Origin of the sequence: Pandoraea anhela, from assembly GCF_902459655.1 — a bacterium.
Taxonomy (GTDB): domain Bacteria; phylum Pseudomonadota; class Gammaproteobacteria; order Burkholderiales; family Burkholderiaceae; genus Pandoraea; species Pandoraea anhela.
Genome location: NZ_CABPSB010000002.1, coordinates 488,979 through 504,767, shown reverse-complemented (window position 1 = coordinate 504,767; position 15,789 = coordinate 488,979). Strand labels below are relative to the sequence as shown.

General features: G+C 60.7%; 18 protein-coding genes. 10 read left to right on the top strand and 8 right to left on the bottom strand.

Annotated elements, in window-relative coordinates:
- Positions 1-113: 113 nt before the first annotated feature.
- Positions 114-587 carry a hypothetical protein gene (locus tag PAN31108_RS05300; RefSeq protein WP_150667808.1) on the top strand — a complete coding sequence of 158 codons (474 nt, stop codon included), beginning with the start codon at positions 114-116 and terminating at the stop codon, positions 585-587.
- A gap of 13 nt (positions 588-600) precedes the next feature.
- On the opposite strand, the gene PAN31108_RS05295 is transcribed toward PAN31108_RS05300, so the two are convergent.
- Positions 601-1,275 carry an ABC transporter ATP-binding protein gene (locus PAN31108_RS05295; protein ID WP_246183784.1) on the bottom strand — a complete coding sequence of 225 codons (675 nt, stop codon included), beginning with the start codon at positions 1,273-1,275 and terminating at the stop codon, positions 601-603.
- Positions 1,272-1,541: a metal/formaldehyde-sensitive transcriptional repressor gene (locus PAN31108_RS05290; RefSeq protein WP_150667807.1), complete on the bottom strand. Its 270-nt coding sequence runs from the start codon at positions 1,539-1,541 to the stop codon at positions 1,272-1,274. Before PAN31108_RS05290 ends, PAN31108_RS05295 begins: the two co-directional genes overlap by 4 nt.
- Before the next feature lie 110 nt (positions 1,542-1,651).
- Between PAN31108_RS05290 and PAN31108_RS05285 the strand changes: the two genes are divergently transcribed.
- Together PAN31108_RS05285 and PAN31108_RS05280 are read left to right on the top strand one after the other, a co-directional pair.
- Positions 1,652-2,548, top strand: a complete 897-nt coding sequence (locus PAN31108_RS05285; RefSeq protein ID WP_150667806.1) for a nickel/cobalt efflux protein RcnA — start codon at positions 1,652-1,654, stop codon at positions 2,546-2,548.
- A gap of 180 nt (positions 2,549-2,728) precedes the next feature.
- On the top strand, positions 2,729-3,301 hold the full coding sequence (locus PAN31108_RS05280; protein ID WP_150667805.1) for a DUF1993 domain-containing protein: 573 nt from the start codon (positions 2,729-2,731) through the stop codon (positions 3,299-3,301).
- A 46-nt stretch (positions 3,302-3,347) separates the two neighbouring features.
- Here the strand turns inward: PAN31108_RS05280 and PAN31108_RS05275 are convergent, their stop codons facing one another.
- Positions 3,348-4,226: a LysR substrate-binding domain-containing protein gene (locus tag PAN31108_RS05275; protein WP_150667804.1), complete on the bottom strand. Its 879-nt coding sequence runs from the start codon at positions 4,224-4,226 to the stop codon at positions 3,348-3,350.
- 221 nt (positions 4,227-4,447) lie between these two features.
- On the opposite strand from PAN31108_RS05275, the gene PAN31108_RS05270 reads away from it, so the two are divergent.
- From PAN31108_RS05270 to metC, 7 genes are all read left to right on the top strand, one after another.
- Positions 4,448-5,272 (top strand): transporter substrate-binding domain-containing protein, encoded by an 825-nt coding sequence (locus tag PAN31108_RS05270; protein WP_150667803.1) that lies wholly within the window; start codon positions 4,448-4,450, stop codon positions 5,270-5,272.
- Positions 5,273-5,287: 15 nt separating this feature from the next.
- Entirely contained in the window at positions 5,288-5,980 is a 693-nt protein-coding gene (locus tag PAN31108_RS05265; RefSeq protein ID WP_150667802.1) for an amino acid ABC transporter permease, read from the top strand.
- 2 nt (positions 5,981-5,982) lie between these two features.
- Positions 5,983-6,675 carry an amino acid ABC transporter permease gene (locus tag PAN31108_RS05260; protein ID WP_150667801.1) on the top strand — a complete coding sequence of 231 codons (693 nt, stop codon included), beginning with the start codon at positions 5,983-5,985 and terminating at the stop codon, positions 6,673-6,675.
- 158 nt (positions 6,676-6,833) lie between these two features.
- Positions 6,834-7,604 carry an amino acid ABC transporter ATP-binding protein gene (locus PAN31108_RS05255; RefSeq protein WP_150667880.1) on the top strand — a complete coding sequence of 257 codons (771 nt, stop codon included), beginning with the start codon at positions 6,834-6,836 and terminating at the stop codon, positions 7,602-7,604.
- A gap of 152 nt (positions 7,605-7,756) precedes the next feature.
- Positions 7,757-8,353: a cysteine dioxygenase family protein gene (locus tag PAN31108_RS05250; RefSeq protein WP_150667800.1), complete on the top strand. Its 597-nt coding sequence runs from the start codon at positions 7,757-7,759 to the stop codon at positions 8,351-8,353.
- A 185-nt stretch (positions 8,354-8,538) separates the two neighbouring features.
- Positions 8,539-10,140, top strand: a complete 1,602-nt coding sequence (locus tag PAN31108_RS05245; RefSeq protein WP_150667799.1) for a rhodanese-like domain-containing protein — start codon at positions 8,539-8,541, stop codon at positions 10,138-10,140.
- 164 nt (positions 10,141-10,304) lie between these two features.
- Complete coding sequence (metC, locus tag PAN31108_RS05240; protein WP_150667798.1) at positions 10,305-11,504, top strand: cystathionine beta-lyase; 1,200 nt, start codon at positions 10,305-10,307, stop codon at positions 11,502-11,504.
- Between the two features lie 118 nt (positions 11,505-11,622).
- Here metC and blaPNC read toward each other — a convergent pair whose 3' ends face one another.
- From blaPNC to PAN31108_RS05210, 5 genes are all read right to left on the bottom strand, one after another.
- Complete coding sequence (blaPNC, locus tag PAN31108_RS05235; RefSeq protein ID WP_150667797.1) at positions 11,623-12,846, bottom strand: PNC family class C beta-lactamase; 1,224 nt, start codon at positions 12,844-12,846, stop codon at positions 11,623-11,625.
- A gap of 279 nt (positions 12,847-13,125) precedes the next feature.
- Positions 13,126-13,551, bottom strand: a complete 426-nt coding sequence (locus PAN31108_RS05230; protein ID WP_150667796.1) for a hypothetical protein — start codon at positions 13,549-13,551, stop codon at positions 13,126-13,128.
- A 20-nt stretch (positions 13,552-13,571) separates the two neighbouring features.
- Positions 13,572-14,057 carry a hypothetical protein gene (locus tag PAN31108_RS05225; protein ID WP_150667795.1) on the bottom strand — a complete coding sequence of 162 codons (486 nt, stop codon included), beginning with the start codon at positions 14,055-14,057 and terminating at the stop codon, positions 13,572-13,574.
- Between the two features lie 350 nt (positions 14,058-14,407).
- A complete protein-coding gene (locus tag PAN31108_RS05215) occupies positions 14,408-15,265 on the bottom strand; it encodes a hypothetical protein (protein ID WP_150667793.1) in 858 nt (285 codons plus the stop codon).
- A gap of 206 nt (positions 15,266-15,471) precedes the next feature.
- The gene (locus PAN31108_RS05210; protein ID WP_150667792.1) at positions 15,472-15,771 is read right to left on the bottom strand and encodes a hypothetical protein; all 300 of its coding nucleotides are present in this window, start codon (positions 15,769-15,771) and stop codon (positions 15,472-15,474) included.
- Positions 15,772-15,789 lie beyond the last annotated feature (18 nt).

Sequence of the window (15,789 nt, the reverse complement as noted above, 5' to 3'; positions counted from 1 at the left end):
TGTGGGATCGCGCCACGCGCATCCCGAATAGCAAAGACAGGGGGGGTATCGCAAAAGGTGGCGCTACGTGAGTGACAAGATGAAGACTCCATTCACTCAAGGAGTCAAAGGTCATGGACAACATCAACGCAGCCGGAACCACCGGATTGCAGTCGATCAGCTTGCCCGAGTCGTCGTCGCCGCAGCCCAATGCTCCCATCGCCGCAGATCTCGACAAGGCGCAATCCGCACCGACATCGGTGTCGATCCGCGCTAACTCATCGTTGTCGTTACCCGATTGGGCCTATTCGAAGTGGGCTTCCATGCACGAATCCCAGGATGGCAGAAGCTTCGATGAGCTGGTCGAAGCGCTGGCGTGTCAGCAAGATTGTTTGCCAAACGATGTATCGGTAGCTTTACTAACGAACATCAATTGCCTCGAATCATCGGTGAGATTCGGTGCGTTCAATGCGTTCAGGAACTCGGACCCGGCCGACAATAGCGGCCGGTTCGGTGCCATCGCCACTGACACGTGGCTGGAAAACTTTGCGGAAGATGTGCGGGTTGAGGTACGAGACGCGCTTAAAGGAATGACCATCCGTTCCTGAGCGCGGATCGAAATCAACCTGCGCTGTTCCCCGCCAGCGCGGGAAAACCGAGGGCTGTCGCCCCACAGCCCTCGGCCAGTTCGTCGTCGTGCGTCGAGAAAAGCACGCAGCGGTCTTTGCCCAGCGCAGCGAAAAGGTCGATGAGCACCGCCCGCGAGGGACCGTCGAGGCCCGCGCTCGGTTCGTCCGCCAGGATGACACGTGGCGCGCCGAACAGGAGCGCGCTCAGATAGAACTTGCGGCGTGTGCCCGTCGACATTTGGTCGAAGCGCTTCTCCATGTGCGGCATCAGGCTGAAGCGTTCGGCCAATGCAAGGACGTCGGCGCCCACTTCGGCGCCACGCTGCGCGGCGCGCTGTTGAAGAAACCCCCGCCCCGTTTGCGACGGCTCCGTCAGGCAATCGAAAGGTACGACCGCCAGCGCGGCTCTCGCCGCCTCGCGGGCGCTCTGCATCGAATGGCCGTCGATCCACACCTTGCCGTCCCCGGCATCGATCGTGCCCGCGAGCATGCCGAGCAGCGTGGTTTTGCCGCCGCCGCCTTCATCGCGCAATGCGAAGCAACCGGCGTCGGCGCACAAACCGAGATTCTCGAAAAGTATGAAATCGTCGAAACGCCGGGTGAGCCCTTCGAAGCGAAGCAGCGGCGTTCGAGACATGGCTTCGCTCATGACACTCATCTCACTCATTTCAGGTAAGCCTTGATGACGTGAAGTACGGGCGCCAGTTCGGCATCGCGGTTCGCCTGATCGGGCTCGTTGATGACGTGATCGACCAGATGACTTTCGATGACCGCGCCCATCAGGCCATTGATCGCGCCACGAATGGCCGCGATCTGCTGAAGGATCTCGACGCAGTCGTCCTCCTCGCTCAACTGACGCTCCAGCGCCTGCGTCTGCCCCTGAATGCGACGCACGCGTGCCAGCAATTTGTTCTTGTCCCGGATCGTGTGCACGGTCGGTCGCGCTCCTGTCTGTCACAAATTAGATGGAAAAAATCCTAACACAAATATACTAAGGGGGAGTATATTGCGCGAACGACATTCCCCTTATCGAGCGATGTGCCATGACCGAGTTTTCGACCCTTCTTCAGCAGGGCAATGCCTGGCTGTTCATTCCGAGCGCGATCTTGCTCGGCGCGCTGCACGGACTTGAGCCGGGGCATTCCAAGACGATGATGGCGGCGTTCATCGTCGCGGTGCGCGGCACCGTCGGGCAGGCGATATTGCTCGGATTGTCAGCAACGGCCTCGCACACGGCGGTCGTGTGGCTCGTTGCCATGGCAGGCTTGTACTTCGGCCGTAACTGGAATGCGGAAGCGACCGAATCGTATTTTCAGATCGCGTCGGGGGTGTTGATTCTCGTTATCGCGACATGGATGCTGTGGCGCACATGGCGCGACAACGTGCGCGCGAAGGCGCATGCGGGCGCACACACGCACCATCATCACGACCACGAACATCGTCACGACGACGGCCCTGCGCATGGCCACGCGCACGGTCATCGCCATGAATACGCGCAACCGTCGCATGCGGCGCCGCATATCCACGACCACACCATCGCGTCCTCCGGCGAGTATCAGGACGCTCACGAGCGCGAGCATGCCCGCGACATCGAAAAGCGCTTCGTCGGACGTCAGGTCACGACGGGGCAGATCGTGATGTTCGGGCTGACCGGCGGACTGGTGCCGTGTCCCGCGTCGATCACCGTGCTCCTGCTGTGTCTGCAACTCAAGCGCTTCGCGCTGGGGGCGGGGCTGGTGCTGTGCTTCAGCATCGGACTGGCGCTGACCATGGTGGCGTCCGGCGCGCTGGCGGCGCTCAGTGTGCGGCAGGTGTCGCGTCGGTGGACCGGCTTCGGCGAGTTCGCGCGCAAAGCCCCCTATTTCTCCAGTGCGCTGATCATCCTCGTTGGCCTGTATGTGCTGTATCAGGGGATGTCGCACGTTGGTGTCGCCGCGTGATCGACGCGTCAGCGTTTTGAAAGCCCGCAGGTTCGGCAGCGCGACGGCTGCGAACTGCGGACGTCGCTCGGCCCGGCTTCGAGTGCTCGTTCTGTACTGCGAAATGTGCGAGATCGCGATAAGCTCCCCGGGCGGTGCGGTTCGCCGCCCATATTCAGAAAAGTCCACCGGAGGGACCATATGACGCTGACCGAACTTCTTATCCCCACATTCGTGCAGATGCTGCGCAACCATTCGGCGTGGCTCGACCAAGCCGCCGCCTACGAGAAAACGCAGGGCAAGGACCCGGATGCCCTGATGACATTGCGTCTTTCGCCCGACATGTACCCGCTCGCCGCACAGGCGCGCTTCGCAAGCTATCTGTCGATGGAGCCGGTGTACCGGCTGCGTAGCGAAGCGATCCCGGAAGCCGCGCAGGCGATTCAGCGCGAGGGCTGGAACAGCGGGCAGCATCCGGGCACGTTCAACGAAGCGAAGGCGTGTCTCGCCCATGCGATCGCGTTTCTCGAAGCGTTGCCGGACAACGCGCTCGATGCTGGCGAATACATCGACATCGCACTCAAGCTGCCCAACGGTGTGATCTTCGACATGACCGGCGAGCAATACGCGCGCGACTGGGCGCTCGCGCAGTTCTACTTCCACACCAACACCGCTTACAGCATCCTGCGTCAGCACGGTGTCGCGCTGGGCAAGGCCGAGTACGTCGCGCATGCGCTCGCCTACGTGCGTCCGGGATCGTTGCCGACGGCGTGATGTCGACGACGAACGGGACTCGCGCGCCGGTCGTCCGGCCCGCGCCTCACTCCCCCATCAGAAACGGCGGCCCGAAGCGCGTGGCGATGTGTTCCGTCGACTCGAACAACTCGCGCAACACCTGACTCGTACATGTGGGTTGCACGTAGAGATAAAACGCGACGTCCGGCAAACGCGGCAAGCCGTCCGCTTCGGACAGCACGCGCATGTTCGCGTCGAGGAGTTCGGTCGTGCGCGCCGTCACGCCGAGGCCCGCACTGATCGCGGCCTTGATGCCGGTGAGCGTGGGTGAGATGAAGCTCGTGCGCCACGCGATGCCGGCCGCGTTGAGCCGTTCGATGGACAAGCGCCGGAACAGGCTCAGTTCGTCGGCCATGACGAGCGGCACGGGGGCCGCCGCGTTGAAAATGAAGTCGTCCGCGCAGATCCACACCATGGGCGACGTGCGCAACTTGATGCCGGGAAAGCCCTCGTCGTAACGCGTCGAGATCGCCAGGTCGAGTTCGTTGTCGCGTAGCGCGTCCATCAGATGCGGGCTGCGTCCCACGATGATTTCCAACTGCAATTCCGCCGAAAGCTTCGAGAGCCGCCGCAGCATGCTCGGCAGGATCGACTCGGCGACGTCGTGCGGCGAGCCGATGCGCAGCTTCTCCGCCGGGCCCCTCGTCTGCATGACCTGCACCGCCTGATCGTTGAGCGCGAGGATCTTGTTCGCGTACGCGACCAGACGCACGCCGTCGGTCGTCATCGTCTTCTGCCGCCCCTGCTTTTCGAACAGCGCACACCCCATTTCCTGTTCGAGCCGTTGCATTTGCTGCGTGATGGCGGACTGCGTGCGACCTACGCGCGTAGCGGCGGCGGCAAAGGTCTCATGCTGCGCAATCGCCACCAAAGTCCGCAGCAGATCGATATCGAGATTTCGCATGATCGTCCGGATAAACACTTCAGAGACGTTAATGTTTCCAAGATAAAAATTAAATTGTTCTTGAGGATTTTGGTGGATAACCTGCCTGACACTCAAGCAATATTTATGTGACTGGGGGTGGAAGCCAGCGCTGACTTGTCCCCCGCTAATCGATTTACGTCATAAGCTTTCCCGTAAATCGATGCACCCTTCGGTCGAACCCCCCAAGGAGACTCAGCATCATGTGGCAACGACACCTGGCAGCTGCGCTGTTCGCGACACTTGCGATGACGGGCATGGCGCACGCCGATCAACTGGCCGACATCAAGGCGCGCGGCACACTCGTGTGCGGCACGCAAAACGCCAGCGAGCCCTATGCCTTTCCGGACGCCGCCACGCGCAAGATCGTCGGCTTCGATGTCGACGTTTGCAACGCGCTCGCCAAGGGGCTCGGTGTGAAGCTCGAGCACCGTGCGCTGTCGACCGATGCCCGCATTCCCGAACTCAAGACCCGTCGCGTCGATCTGCTCGCCGCTGCGGTTGCGTGGATGCCCGCGCGCGCCGCGCAGGTCGACTTCAGCGATCAGTACTTCGTGGCGCCGATTCGCGTGCTGGTGCGCGCCGATTCGCCGGTGCAAACGCTCGAACAACTCGCGGGCAAGAAGATCGCGGCGTCCGAGGGGTCCAGCTCGGCGGCGGTGTCCGTCACGCGCCTGCCCGATTCCAATCTGCTGACCTTCCATGACATTTCGTCGGCGTTTCTCGCGTTGCAACAAGGCAAGGTGGAAGGACTCGTGGCAGGGCAACTGATCCTGGCGCGTTTCGCCAACGAAGCGGCCACCAAGGGCGGCCAGCAATATCGCATGCTCCCCAAGTCGGTGTTCGAAGAACGCTGGGGCGTGGTGATGAACAAGGGCGAGCCGGCGTTGCGCGAGGCCGTGAACAAGATCCTCGGCGACTACGACAAGTCCAACGGCTTGCAGGACAGCTTCGAGAAGTGGCTCGGCAGCAAGTCGGTCTACAAATTCACGCGCGACTACAAGGTCGAGCCGATCAAGGTGCAGTGAGCGAGACGTCGCGCAATGTTCGATCTCTCGTTCCTGCTGGAAGACGGCTACCTGAAACTGTTCCGCGACGGGGTACTGACCACGCTCCGGCTGTTCGTGGTCTCGGGGTTGCTGGCCATCGTGGTGGGCGTGGCGCTCACCACGTTGCGTGCGATGCCGGTGAAGCTCTTCAAGGGCTTCGTGATCGTGGTGGTGGAGTATCACCGCAACGTGCCGGTGTTGGTGCAGATCCTCGTGTGGTACTTCGGTGTGCCGCAGCTGCTGCCTGACGGCGTGCGTGACTGGATCAACGCGGGCAACACCGAGTTCTTCTTCGCGACGGTGGCGCTCGCCCTCAATGCCGGCGCGTTCATCTCGGAAGACCTGCGCTCGGGCCTGCGCTCGATTCCGCACACGCAGCAAGAAGCTGCGTGGTCCATCGGCCTCACGTACTTGCAGACGTTTCGCTACGTCATCCTGCCGCAAGGCATTCGCGTGGCGCTGCCCGCGCTGCTCAACCAGTCGCTGCTGCTTTTCAAGAACAGTTCGCTGGCGATGGCGATCGGCGTGCACGAATTGCTGTATCGCACGCGCCAGATCGATAACCTGACGTTCCGCACGTTCGATGTGTTTCTCGTGGCGACGATCCTCTACCTGATCGGCACGCTGGCCCTGATGGCGCTCTCCGAGCACTTCGCCAAACGCCGCACGGCGCCCTCGGGAGTCTGACGATGTACGAGATTCTTCACGATCATCTCGCGCTGTTCCTCGTCGGCAGCTGGCCGAACGGTCCGCTCGGCGGTGTCGCCGTCACATTGATTCTGTCGGCGCTCGGGCTGGTGATCTCGTTTCCGATTTCGGTGCTGATCGGCCTGGCACAGGTCTCGCCGTGGCGCTGGATGCGGCGTATCGCCGGCGTCTGGACACGGCTCGTGCGCGGCATTCCGTTGCTGATGATCATCTTCTGGGCGTACTTCGCGGTGCCGTTGCTCGTGGGCGCCGAGGTGTCGGCCTTCACGACGGCCGTGTGCGCGATCATCGTCTACGAAAGCGCTTTCCTGTCGCAGATCGTGCGCGCCGGGCTCGAAGGCCTGCCGCGCGGCCAGATGGAAGCGGCCCGCTCGAATGGTCTGTCGTGGCTGCAAAGCATGCGCTACGTGCAATTGCCGCAGGCGCTTGCGAACATGCTGCCGTCCATCGTCAATCAGTTCGTGTCGATCATCAAGGCGACGTCGCTCGCTTACGTGATCGGTGTGCCCGAGCTGACTTACTCGGCGGCGCAGGTCAACACGATCACGCTGACCAAACCGTTGCAGACGTTCCTTGTTCTCGCCGCTTTCTATTTCGTGCTGTGTTTCGCCATCTCGCGCTTCGCCGGGTGGCTGGAGCGGCGCATTGCCCGCCAGCGTGCAGGGCTGGCGTGAGGCGGCGCGCATCGAAGCACGCAAGGCTGGTCCCGAGGCATTCAAGACGTGGGGGCATTGGGACTGTGGGGACTTTGGGGACCTTTGGGATTTTGGGACTTTTGTGACCGAAAGTCCCGAAGCATTCAGGCATCAAGCAGGAGAGCACGCTCATGACCATGCTCGCATTCGAGAAAGTCGATAAGTATTACGGCGATCACCATGTCCTCAAAGGCATCGACGCCAGCATCGGGCGCGGTGAAGTCGTCGTCGTGTGCGGACCGTCAGGCTCGGGTAAGTCGACGCTGATTCGCACCGTTACGCGGCTCGAAGCCATTCAGAAGGGACGCATTCTTTTCGAAGGCCGCGACGTCGCCTCGCGCGATGTGAAGCTCAATCAGCTACGTGCGCGCATCGGTTTCGTCTTCCAGAGTTTCAACCTGTTTCAGAACCTGTCGGTGCGTCAGAACCTGATGCTCGGGCCGACGAAGGTGCTCGGCATGTCGCGCGACGAAGCCGTCGCACAAGCGGAATCGTTGCTCGCCAAAGTCGGCCTTGCCCACAAGATCGACGCCATGCCGGCGAACCTGTCGGGCGGCCAGCAGCAGCGTGTGGCGATTGCCCGCGCGTTGGCGATGAAGCCGCCGCTCATGCTGTTCGACGAACCGACGAGTGCGCTCGATCCCGAGATGGTGCAGGAAGTGCTGCAAGTCATGCGCTCGCTCGCGGACGACGGGCTCACCATGATGATCGTGACGCACGAGATGGGGTTCGCGCGCGACGTATCGAGCCGTGTCTGGTTCATGGATCAGGGGCAGTTGCTCGAAGACGCGCCGCCCACCGAGTTCTTCAGCCAGCCGAAGCACGCCCGGGCGCAGCGATTCTTGCAGGACGTGTTGCGTCCGTCGCCGATGATCAGCGTGCCGCGCGGCGAAGCCGTGCCCGCCTGACGACCGGTGCGTGACACCGCCGTCCCCAGACCGGATAACCACTCGACACACGACAACACGGCGACGTCGCCTCACATCGCTGCATACACCGCTGTATTACACCGCTGCATCACAACGCCGCATCACCAAGCACTACGGAGAAGACTTTCATCATGTCCACGTCCCCACTCCCCGAACAACGGCAGGCTGCCGTCGGCGAGGCCATCGCCGCCATGAAAGCCGCGCTGGCGCCGGCTGGCGAGACGCGCCCTGCACTGGCCGCCGTGCTCGAACAGGTCAAGTCGCTCGCCGCGCGCACCGCGCTGTGGAGCGAAGCCGACTTCCCGCCGCCGACCGACGGCGAACTGCAAGCGCGCTATCTGATTCACGAAGACGCCGACAAGACCTACGCGCTGTACCTCAACGTCATGCGTCCCGGCAAGAAGATCACGCCGCACAACCATACGACGTGGGCATGCATCGCGGCGGTCGACGGCGTGGAATACAACTACGTTTACCGTCGTACCGATGACGGCAAGACGCCCGGCGTGGGCACGCTGGAAGTGAGCGATACCGTCGTCGTCGATCCGGGCAACGGCATTGCGCTTGCTTCGGACGACATTCACGCGGTCGAGATCAGGGGCGAGGCGCCGATCCGCCACCTGCATATGTATGGCCGCGCGCTGGAGACGCTCACCGAGCGCATCACCTTCGATCTGGCCAAAGGCACCTATCAGGTGATGGACATCGGTGTGAAGACACGCCGCTGATTCCCTGATTCGCCCGCCGCACGGACTGCCGAGACGCATGTCGCCAGTCTCGGGCGGCGACCGATCTGCCTGAAGGCGCGAGCCGTCGCGCCGCCCGCATTACACCGCCCTTGCCGGCGGTGCGGGCCTGCTCATCCCTACGCTTTGGCTTCGGCCGGGCGGAAACCGACAACCGACGCAACGTTATGACTTCGTTCACTCCTCATTTTGTGCCGCCTGCCCGACTCAAGGCATGGCTGCACGACGGCGCCGAGATCGCCGTGTTCGACGTGCGCGAGCACGGCCAGTACGGCGAGGCGCACCTCTTTTACGGCGTGACGCTGCCTTATAGCCGTCTGGAAATCGACGTCGTGCGTCTGGCGCCGCGCCACGATGCGCGCGTGGTCGTGTACGACACCGACCAGAGCGTGGCCGTGTTGGCGGCGCAGCGTCTGCACGCGCTCGGCTACACCGATGTGTCCGTCCTCGAGGGCGGCACCGACGCGTGGCAGCAAGCGGGTTTTACGTTGTTCGCGGGCGTGAACGTCCCGTCGAAGACGTTCGGCGAACTGGTCGAGATGGCGTATCACACGCCACGTGTGACGGCACGTGAGCTTGCCGCGATGCGTGAGCGTGGCGACAACGTGGTGATTCTCGACGGCCGCCCGGTGAGCGAGTATCTGAAGATGACGATCCCGTCGTCGATCTGCTGCCCGAACGGCGAACTCGGCTATCGCATTCGCGAACTGGTGCCCGATACCAGCACGCCCATCGTGGTGAATTGCGCGGGTCGCACGCGCAGCATCATCGGCGCACAAACGCTGATCAATCTCGGCATTCCCAACCCGGTGATGGCGCTGGAGAACGGCACGCAGGGCTGGTATCTGGAAGACCTGCCGCTGGAGCACGGCAGCACGCGTCGCTATCCCGACGTGGTGACGCCGTCGAGTCTCGCGCAGATGCGCGAAGCAAGCGTCGCGCTGGCCGAGCGTTTCGCGGTGCCGGAAGTGGATGCGTCGACCTTTGCACAGTGGTCGAACGACCCGTCTCGCACGCTGTTCCTGTGCGACGTGCGCACCCCGGAAGAGTTTGCCGCAGGCACGCTGCCGGGCGCGCAGCATGCGCCGGGCGGGCAGTTGATTCAGGCGACGGATCAGTATGTGGGCGTACGTCACGCGCGCGTGGTGTTGTTCGATAGCGACGGCGTGCGTGCCCCGATCGTCGCGAGCTGGTTGCGTCAACTCGGTCACGAGGCCTACGTGCTGCGTGACGGTCTTGCCAGCGGCGCGTCGTTGCCTGCGCTGGCGAGCGGTGTGGCCACGACACTCCCGGAAATCGATGCCGGGGCGCTCGCCGCCGCGGTGGCCGACGCTCGCGTGACGGTCGTCGACGTGCGCCCGAGCATGAGTTTCCGCCGTGCGCATGTGCCGGGGGCGCAGTGGGCGATTCGTCCGCGTCTGCCGAAGCTGCCTGCGACCGGCGACGTGGTGCTGATTGCCGACGAGCACGGTGTCGCCGAGTTGTTCGCGGCCGACTGGCGTCGTGAAAATGTGCAGGACACGCGTACGTTCTCGCGGCTCGCGGGGGGCTTCAAGGCGTGGACCGACGCCGGATTGCCCGTGCAGACGACACCGGATTCGCCGCCCGATGCGCAGTGCATCGACTACCTGTTCTTCGTGCATGACCGTCACGACGGGAACAAGGCGGCGGCGCGTCAGTATCTGGCCTGGGAGACGGGCTTGCTCGCGCAACTGGACGAGCAGGAGCGAAGTGCTTTCCGTATTGGTGATGCCGCCGTCACCGGGTAAGCTGTGGCCCTGGCGTGCGCGATTTCCGTTCGAACGCGTCGCGCACGCCTGAGACGCATGACCTGACTCGACTTGATTCGCTCGAACCCGCTCGGACCCGCTCGGACCCGCTCGGACCCGCTCGGACCCGCTCGGACCCGCTCGAACCCTCTTCTACGCAGACCATGTCCCGACAAGCCCCCCCTCCTCGTCATTCTCGCCTTGCCACCCGTCTCGCGAAAGGCGGTGTCGACGCCGTCGTCGTTGGCGGGCGCGCCGTGAATCCGCCCGTAGTACGGGCGTCCACCGTTCTGTTCGACACCATGGGCGACTTGAACGAGGCACGCCGGCGGCGCGCAACCGAGCGCATGTTCACTTACGGCGCTCGCGGCAATCCCACGGGCTTTGCGCTTGAGGATGTGGTCGCAGGGCTGGAGGGGGGCTATCGCACGCGTTTGTTCCCGACGGGGCTCGCGGCGATCTCGATGGTGTTTCTGGCTTACGTGCGCCCGGGCGATCACGTGTTGATTGCCGACTGCGTGTATCAACCGGTGCGTCATTTCGTGGAGACGTTCCTGAAGCCGTGGGGCGTGCACGTCACGTTTTTCCGCGCGGACGGCAGTGACGCCGACGCGCACATCACCGCGCGCACCAAAATGATTTATATCGAAGCCCCGGGATCGCTCGTCTATGAGATGTGCGACATTCCGGCGCTGGCCGATCTGGCGCATCGTCATGGCGCGTTGCTCGTGGCGGACAACACGTGGGGATCGGGCGTGCAATGCCGTCCGCTGATGCTGGGAGCGGATATTTCGGTGATGGCCGCGACGAAGTACCTCAGCGGTCACTCCGACGTGATGATGGGCACCGTCACCACGACCCAGGACGTCTGGCAGACGCTATCGACGATGGCCGATGCGCAAGGGGCTGCCGTGAGTCCGGACGACGCGTATCTGGTGCTGCGGGGCACGCGCACACTGTCGGCGCGTTTGCAGATGCACGAATGTCACGCGATGGAGGTCGTGCATTGGCTCAATGGCCTGCCGGATGTGGCGCGTGTGTTCTGCCTCGCGTTGCCCACGGACCCGGGGCACGAGTTGTGGCGACGCGATTGCCTCGGCACGAACGGGCTGGTGTCGTTCGAGTTCGCGAACGCAACGCCGGCCCAAGCCGACCGGTTCGTCGACTCGCTGACGCTGTTCGGCATCGGCGCGTCTTGGGGCGGCTTCGAGAGTCTGGCGACCGTGTCGAACGTCGCCGGCACACGCACGTGCGAGGACTGGTCGAGTGCCGGGCCGATCGTGCGTCTGCACATCGGACTGGAAGATCCGCAGGATCTGATCGACGATCTTGCGGCGGCGTTCGAGACGGTTTTCGGCGGCTGATGGCCGGACGATTGCCTGACGAGGCGACGCGGGGGCGTTCGACACAGTGGGCGTACCCGACGCTGCCGCGGCTTTTGTCCGGTGTCGACGTCGGACCGTGCCGGATGGCGGTTCGCCGTTATTTGGCCGGTTCAGCCTTCGGGCGCAGGCCGTCGAGAGTGGTGAGAATGCGGTGCGCGGCACGGATGCGCTCGTCCATCGCATAGTTCTTGTTGGCGAGGAGCACGATACCCATCTGTTTCGACGGCACGAACGCCACGTACGTGCCGAAGCCATTGGTCGATCCGGTCTTGTTCACCCAGGCGACCGGTGACGGCGCCATCGGTGGCGCGAGTTCGCGCACCGGCGTCGGTTCGTACGCCATGCGCGACGAGTTGCCGTCGAGTAGTGTGTCGACCGTCACCGGATACGGGTACTGCTCCCAGATGACGTCCTGCGTCATCGGCGCGTCGAAGAAATAGCTCGTGCGCGTGGCGTACAACGCGTGGCGCAGACGACGGTCGTGCACGGTGTCACCGAGGTTGGCTTGCACGAAGCGCAGCAGATCGCTTGCGGTCGTCTTCACACCATAGGCCTCTTGTTCGAAGACGCCCGGATTCACGCGCACCGGCTTCCCGTCCTTATACCCCCATGCGTAGTTCGCCTGCTGATCTTCCGGCACACGGAGATACGTGTGTGCAAGGTTGAGCGGTCGCAAGACATGCTCGGTCATGAGCGAGGCAAAATCGCCATGCATCGCGCGGGCGGTGATCCAGCCGAGCGCACCGATGCTCACATTGGAATACGTGCGCACGGTGCCTGTGGGCTTCGCGGGTTTCCATGCCTTGAGGTACTGCGTGATTTCGTCGGTATTCGTGACGTTGTCCGGGACTTGAAGCGGCATGCCGCCCGTGGTGTGCGTGGCGAGATTGAGGAGTTTGACGTCCCCGAACGGCGTGTCTGTGAACTCGGGGGCGAAGCGGCTGACCTTGTCGGTGAGCGCGAACACACCGGCGGCTTGCGCGTAGGTCGCGAGTGTGGCGGTGAAGGTCTTGCTGACGGAGCCGATTTCGAACAGCGTGTTGGGGGTGACGGGTTTGTTGGCGGCTTTGTCGGCGACACCGTAATCGAAGACATAAGACTGTCCGTCGACGACGACACCGACGGCCATGCCCGGAATGTCCTGACGCGCCATGAGCGGCGTGATGGTTTCATCGACGAGCGATTTGATCTGTTCCTGACGGGGATTCGTCTGAACCTGCGCGCCGGACTCGGCGGCATAACTGCGCGCACTGAAAGCCATCCAGCTAATAGCGGCGGTGGCCGCAAGGGCGGCAAACAGAGTGATATGGGGTTTGGTCATCGACGCTCGTCTCCGTATGAGGGCTCACCGGGACGTACATTCTGCATCGCCGTGAGCTGTGGACGAAGCGTAAACCCAAAGGGGAGTAGGTTTTGGGTGGTTGTATGTAACTGTTGTAACGGTTGCAACTTACATGACATAAATCAAATGAAGCGCGCAATCGACATTGCGCGAAGCTTCCTGATCGGGACACCCAATGAAACGATGTAAATTGCGCAATCTCATCCGCGAAGTCCGTTGAAGCGGGGTTTCATCTCGGTGCTTAAGGAGAGCCGGGTATCAGCCATGCACGACGCCCGAAGTATCGCTCTTTGACTTCCCGAAAACCGCGTTTCGCTCATAGATCAATGATGCAATACCCGCGACCGAAACCACGGTGCTCAAAATCGGCATGATGGACAGTTGCGCAAGCATCGCTAGCACATTGACGATCACAGCCACCCCAAGGACGATCAACGCTATCCGCCAAACGACTTTCGTACACCGCTCCAGGCTCATGGCCATGACTGAGAATCCGAGCGTTATCAGAAATACGTTCGCGATGGTGCTCGCCAAAATCGATATTCTTTGAAGTAATGGTGCGCCGTTCAAAGAATAGTCGGTTCCGATCAACGCCAGTACAAGAACAAATGCGTTGAATACAGCAAAATAACAAAACGCAACTTGGGCAATCAGAAAATTGTCTTTTAGGGATTTCTTTTCCATCAAACATTCACTCTTATCAATCAGACTCCGGACTTCGCCGCGGCAGTATTCCGGCCCCGCATCGACTTCCGCCCACGAATGATCGAAATTACCCCTCCCATTGAGAGGATGCTCAGCAGCATCGGAAGCGGCCCGGGTTTGACGGTCATCAACTGCGAGCTCCAGATCAGATTTAGCAAGAAGACGCCTAGCGTCACTCTCCATGCCAGCATGGAGCAATTTGAGAGACGCCTTGCCAAAGCGTAATAGACGACGGCTGAGAATATTTCAAAAATCAAGGCAACGGTTAGGACGATCGCTCGCTGCTCAAAGGAAAGACCTGGGGCCAGAGAGTATGGACTGGCACCTGCCAACAAGATAAGCGCGTCCAAAATACTCAACATCGCCAGCAAGTAACACGCAACCTCTGCAAACGCGAAACTATCGTCGCCCACGGAATTATCAAAATGCTTTTCAAGTCTCACCTCTTTGCCAAATGCCCATGAGGGAGTTTTTTTGCGATTCATGTACCACAACTTAAAATTTCGCATTAGGGTTGGAAGTAGCGCTATCAGACAGACAACGGTTGCTCCGATAGTCGGAGCAAAAATATATAGAAGCCATTTCAAACTAGCGGTCCTCGTCTTTATCGGATGAGGTGTAGGTTTTTCTGGCTTTCTTGTATTCATTGTCGAATGGTTTTATGCCTAGCATGTGTGCGTTACTCGCTAGGCCTCCTAGAGCGGCAACGCCAAATCCGAGAAGTAAAAGCCACCCACCAAACGTGGCTGGTGGCACGTACTTCACGGTGATCACCATGATGGATATTCCGCTAATTACCAGAGCATCAAGTACCCAAGGGGAGAAATTCCCATTCTTAATTATCGTTATTTTCACTGCCGCCTCCTCTAGGATTTAAAAATTTTGACCAAATTTCATTAACTTTTGCTTGAGCTTCCTTCGCAGCCGAGCTGTTGTTGACGGCGTTGGCGGTTTCATTAATCGCGGGACTGAGAACAGGCACTCGGTCAGATAGGCGTTTCACAACGACACTGACGGCACCGTTGACCGCGTACTCACCAACATCAGGCTTCATAATTTGAACCACCGCGCCGGCGACAAGTCCAGTCGCTGTGGCAAGGTAAGATGCCGTAGCGAGCGCAGGTGCGTATGGGGTCGGCAAAGTGGCTCCCGCAGCAGTGATGGCACCAAATCGACCCGCAGAAGTTGACATGCCATCGGCAACATTTGCGACTGTCACTTTCAGGTCGGTTTCAACCGGGGTCGGCACGCAGGTGAAGTTGAGGGGAACCTGGCCCGGAATTGCGGATTCGTAAGTCGACATGATGAGCGCCTGCAGTTCTCTATCCATCAACGGCATCGATTGAACGATCAATGGATTTCCTTGCGCGTTTTCTACGCCGGTATTAATCCACCGTGCTCCAGGGTCCGAAGGCGTACGTTCGTTCAATTCCTCCGCCGTGTTAGGTGGTACAGACGAGCCATCAGAGTATTCAACGCCCATAAGCCGCAACTGATCTTCAACCTGTTCTTTGCGGTATTTGCCATTACTCCGGTTTGCGATGTGTTCAGCGAGCGTTCTATCCGGGGCGCCCAACTGCCGATTAAACCGATCCGTATTAAACCCAGTGAACGCGCCCGAACTACCACCGACCACCGCACCGACTGCAGTACCTAAGCCCGTTGCGACGATCTGTCCGAGGGCTTCGTCCATGTCGGCGTTTCCGGCGGGACGTTACTTGCGAATGTCATCGCTCACGCCGTTGAGTACCGGACCGAGCTTCGACGTCAGGCCTGCGCCCAAAGCACCACCCAACGTATTACCACCACCCAAACCCCGCGATGATTGCGCCATCGCTTCTCCGGCCGTCGTCGCCGCAATTAATTAGTAGGAACCAAGTGGCAAAGCGCATTATTCATTTAGCATCTAGCTCTGGATTCTGCTGGGTAGAACATATATAAATAACCATGGAATCTGTTGTTTTTTTCAATTTGCAAAATTGATGTTGAAGCGCCATCTTTGCAAAAAAAATCCTCCCCCTCCTGGGATCTAGAATAACGCCACCCGAGCGACCCCAAAAGGGATTTGTATTTATCAAACGAAGTAAAATTCCAATAATCAGGAGATATTTCTATTGAAATACTCGCGCTACCAATTTTCGTTTTTTGATCATCATTGAAATCAATTATTCCGTAAGAATTTTCACGGATAATTTTCATGTCTTCCCTCATCATCGC

Bases quoted from the DNA above. Each gene is read 5' to 3' on its own strand.
- PAN31108_RS05245 (WP_150667799.1), top strand. From the start codon at position 8,539: ATGACTTCGTTCACTCCTCATTTTGTGCCGCCTGCCCGACTCAAGGCA.
- metC (WP_150667798.1), top strand. From the start codon at position 10,305: ATGTCCCGACAAGCCCCCCCTCCTCGTCATTCTCGCCTTGCCACCCGT.
- PAN31108_RS05225 (WP_150667795.1), bottom strand. From the start codon at position 14,057: ATGAATCGCAAAAAAACTCCCTCATGGGCATTTGGCAAAGAGGTGAGA.
- PAN31108_RS05210 (WP_150667792.1), bottom strand. From the start codon at position 15,771: ATGAAAATTATCCGTGAAAATTCTTACGGAATAATTGATTTCAATGAT.
- PAN31108_RS05275 (WP_150667804.1), bottom strand. From the start codon at position 4,226: ATGCGAAATCTCGATATCGATCTGCTGCGGACTTTGGTGGCGATTGCG.
- PAN31108_RS05285 (WP_150667806.1), top strand. From the start codon at position 1,652: ATGACCGAGTTTTCGACCCTTCTTCAGCAGGGCAATGCCTGGCTGTTC.
- PAN31108_RS05295 (WP_246183784.1), bottom strand. From the start codon at position 1,275: ATGAGTGAGATGAGTGTCATGAGCGAAGCCATGTCTCGAACGCCGCTG.
- PAN31108_RS05250 (WP_150667800.1), top strand. From the start codon at position 7,757: ATGTCCACGTCCCCACTCCCCGAACAACGGCAGGCTGCCGTCGGCGAG.
- PAN31108_RS05280 (WP_150667805.1), top strand. From the start codon at position 2,729: ATGACGCTGACCGAACTTCTTATCCCCACATTCGTGCAGATGCTGCGC.
- PAN31108_RS05230 (WP_150667796.1), bottom strand. From the start codon at position 13,551: ATGGAAAAGAAATCCCTAAAAGACAATTTTCTGATTGCCCAAGTTGCG.
- PAN31108_RS05300 (WP_150667808.1), top strand. From the start codon at position 114: ATGGACAACATCAACGCAGCCGGAACCACCGGATTGCAGTCGATCAGC.
- PAN31108_RS05260 (WP_150667801.1), top strand. From the start codon at position 5,983: ATGTACGAGATTCTTCACGATCATCTCGCGCTGTTCCTCGTCGGCAGC.
- PAN31108_RS05255 (WP_150667880.1), top strand. From the start codon at position 6,834: ATGCTCGCATTCGAGAAAGTCGATAAGTATTACGGCGATCACCATGTC.
- blaPNC (WP_150667797.1), bottom strand. From the start codon at position 12,846: ATGACCAAACCCCATATCACTCTGTTTGCCGCCCTTGCGGCCACCGCC.
- PAN31108_RS05270 (WP_150667803.1), top strand. From the start codon at position 4,448: ATGTGGCAACGACACCTGGCAGCTGCGCTGTTCGCGACACTTGCGATG.
- PAN31108_RS05215 (WP_150667793.1), bottom strand. From the start codon at position 15,265: ATGGACGAAGCCCTCGGACAGATCGTCGCAACGGGCTTAGGTACTGCA.
- PAN31108_RS05265 (WP_150667802.1), top strand. From the start codon at position 5,288: ATGTTCGATCTCTCGTTCCTGCTGGAAGACGGCTACCTGAAACTGTTC.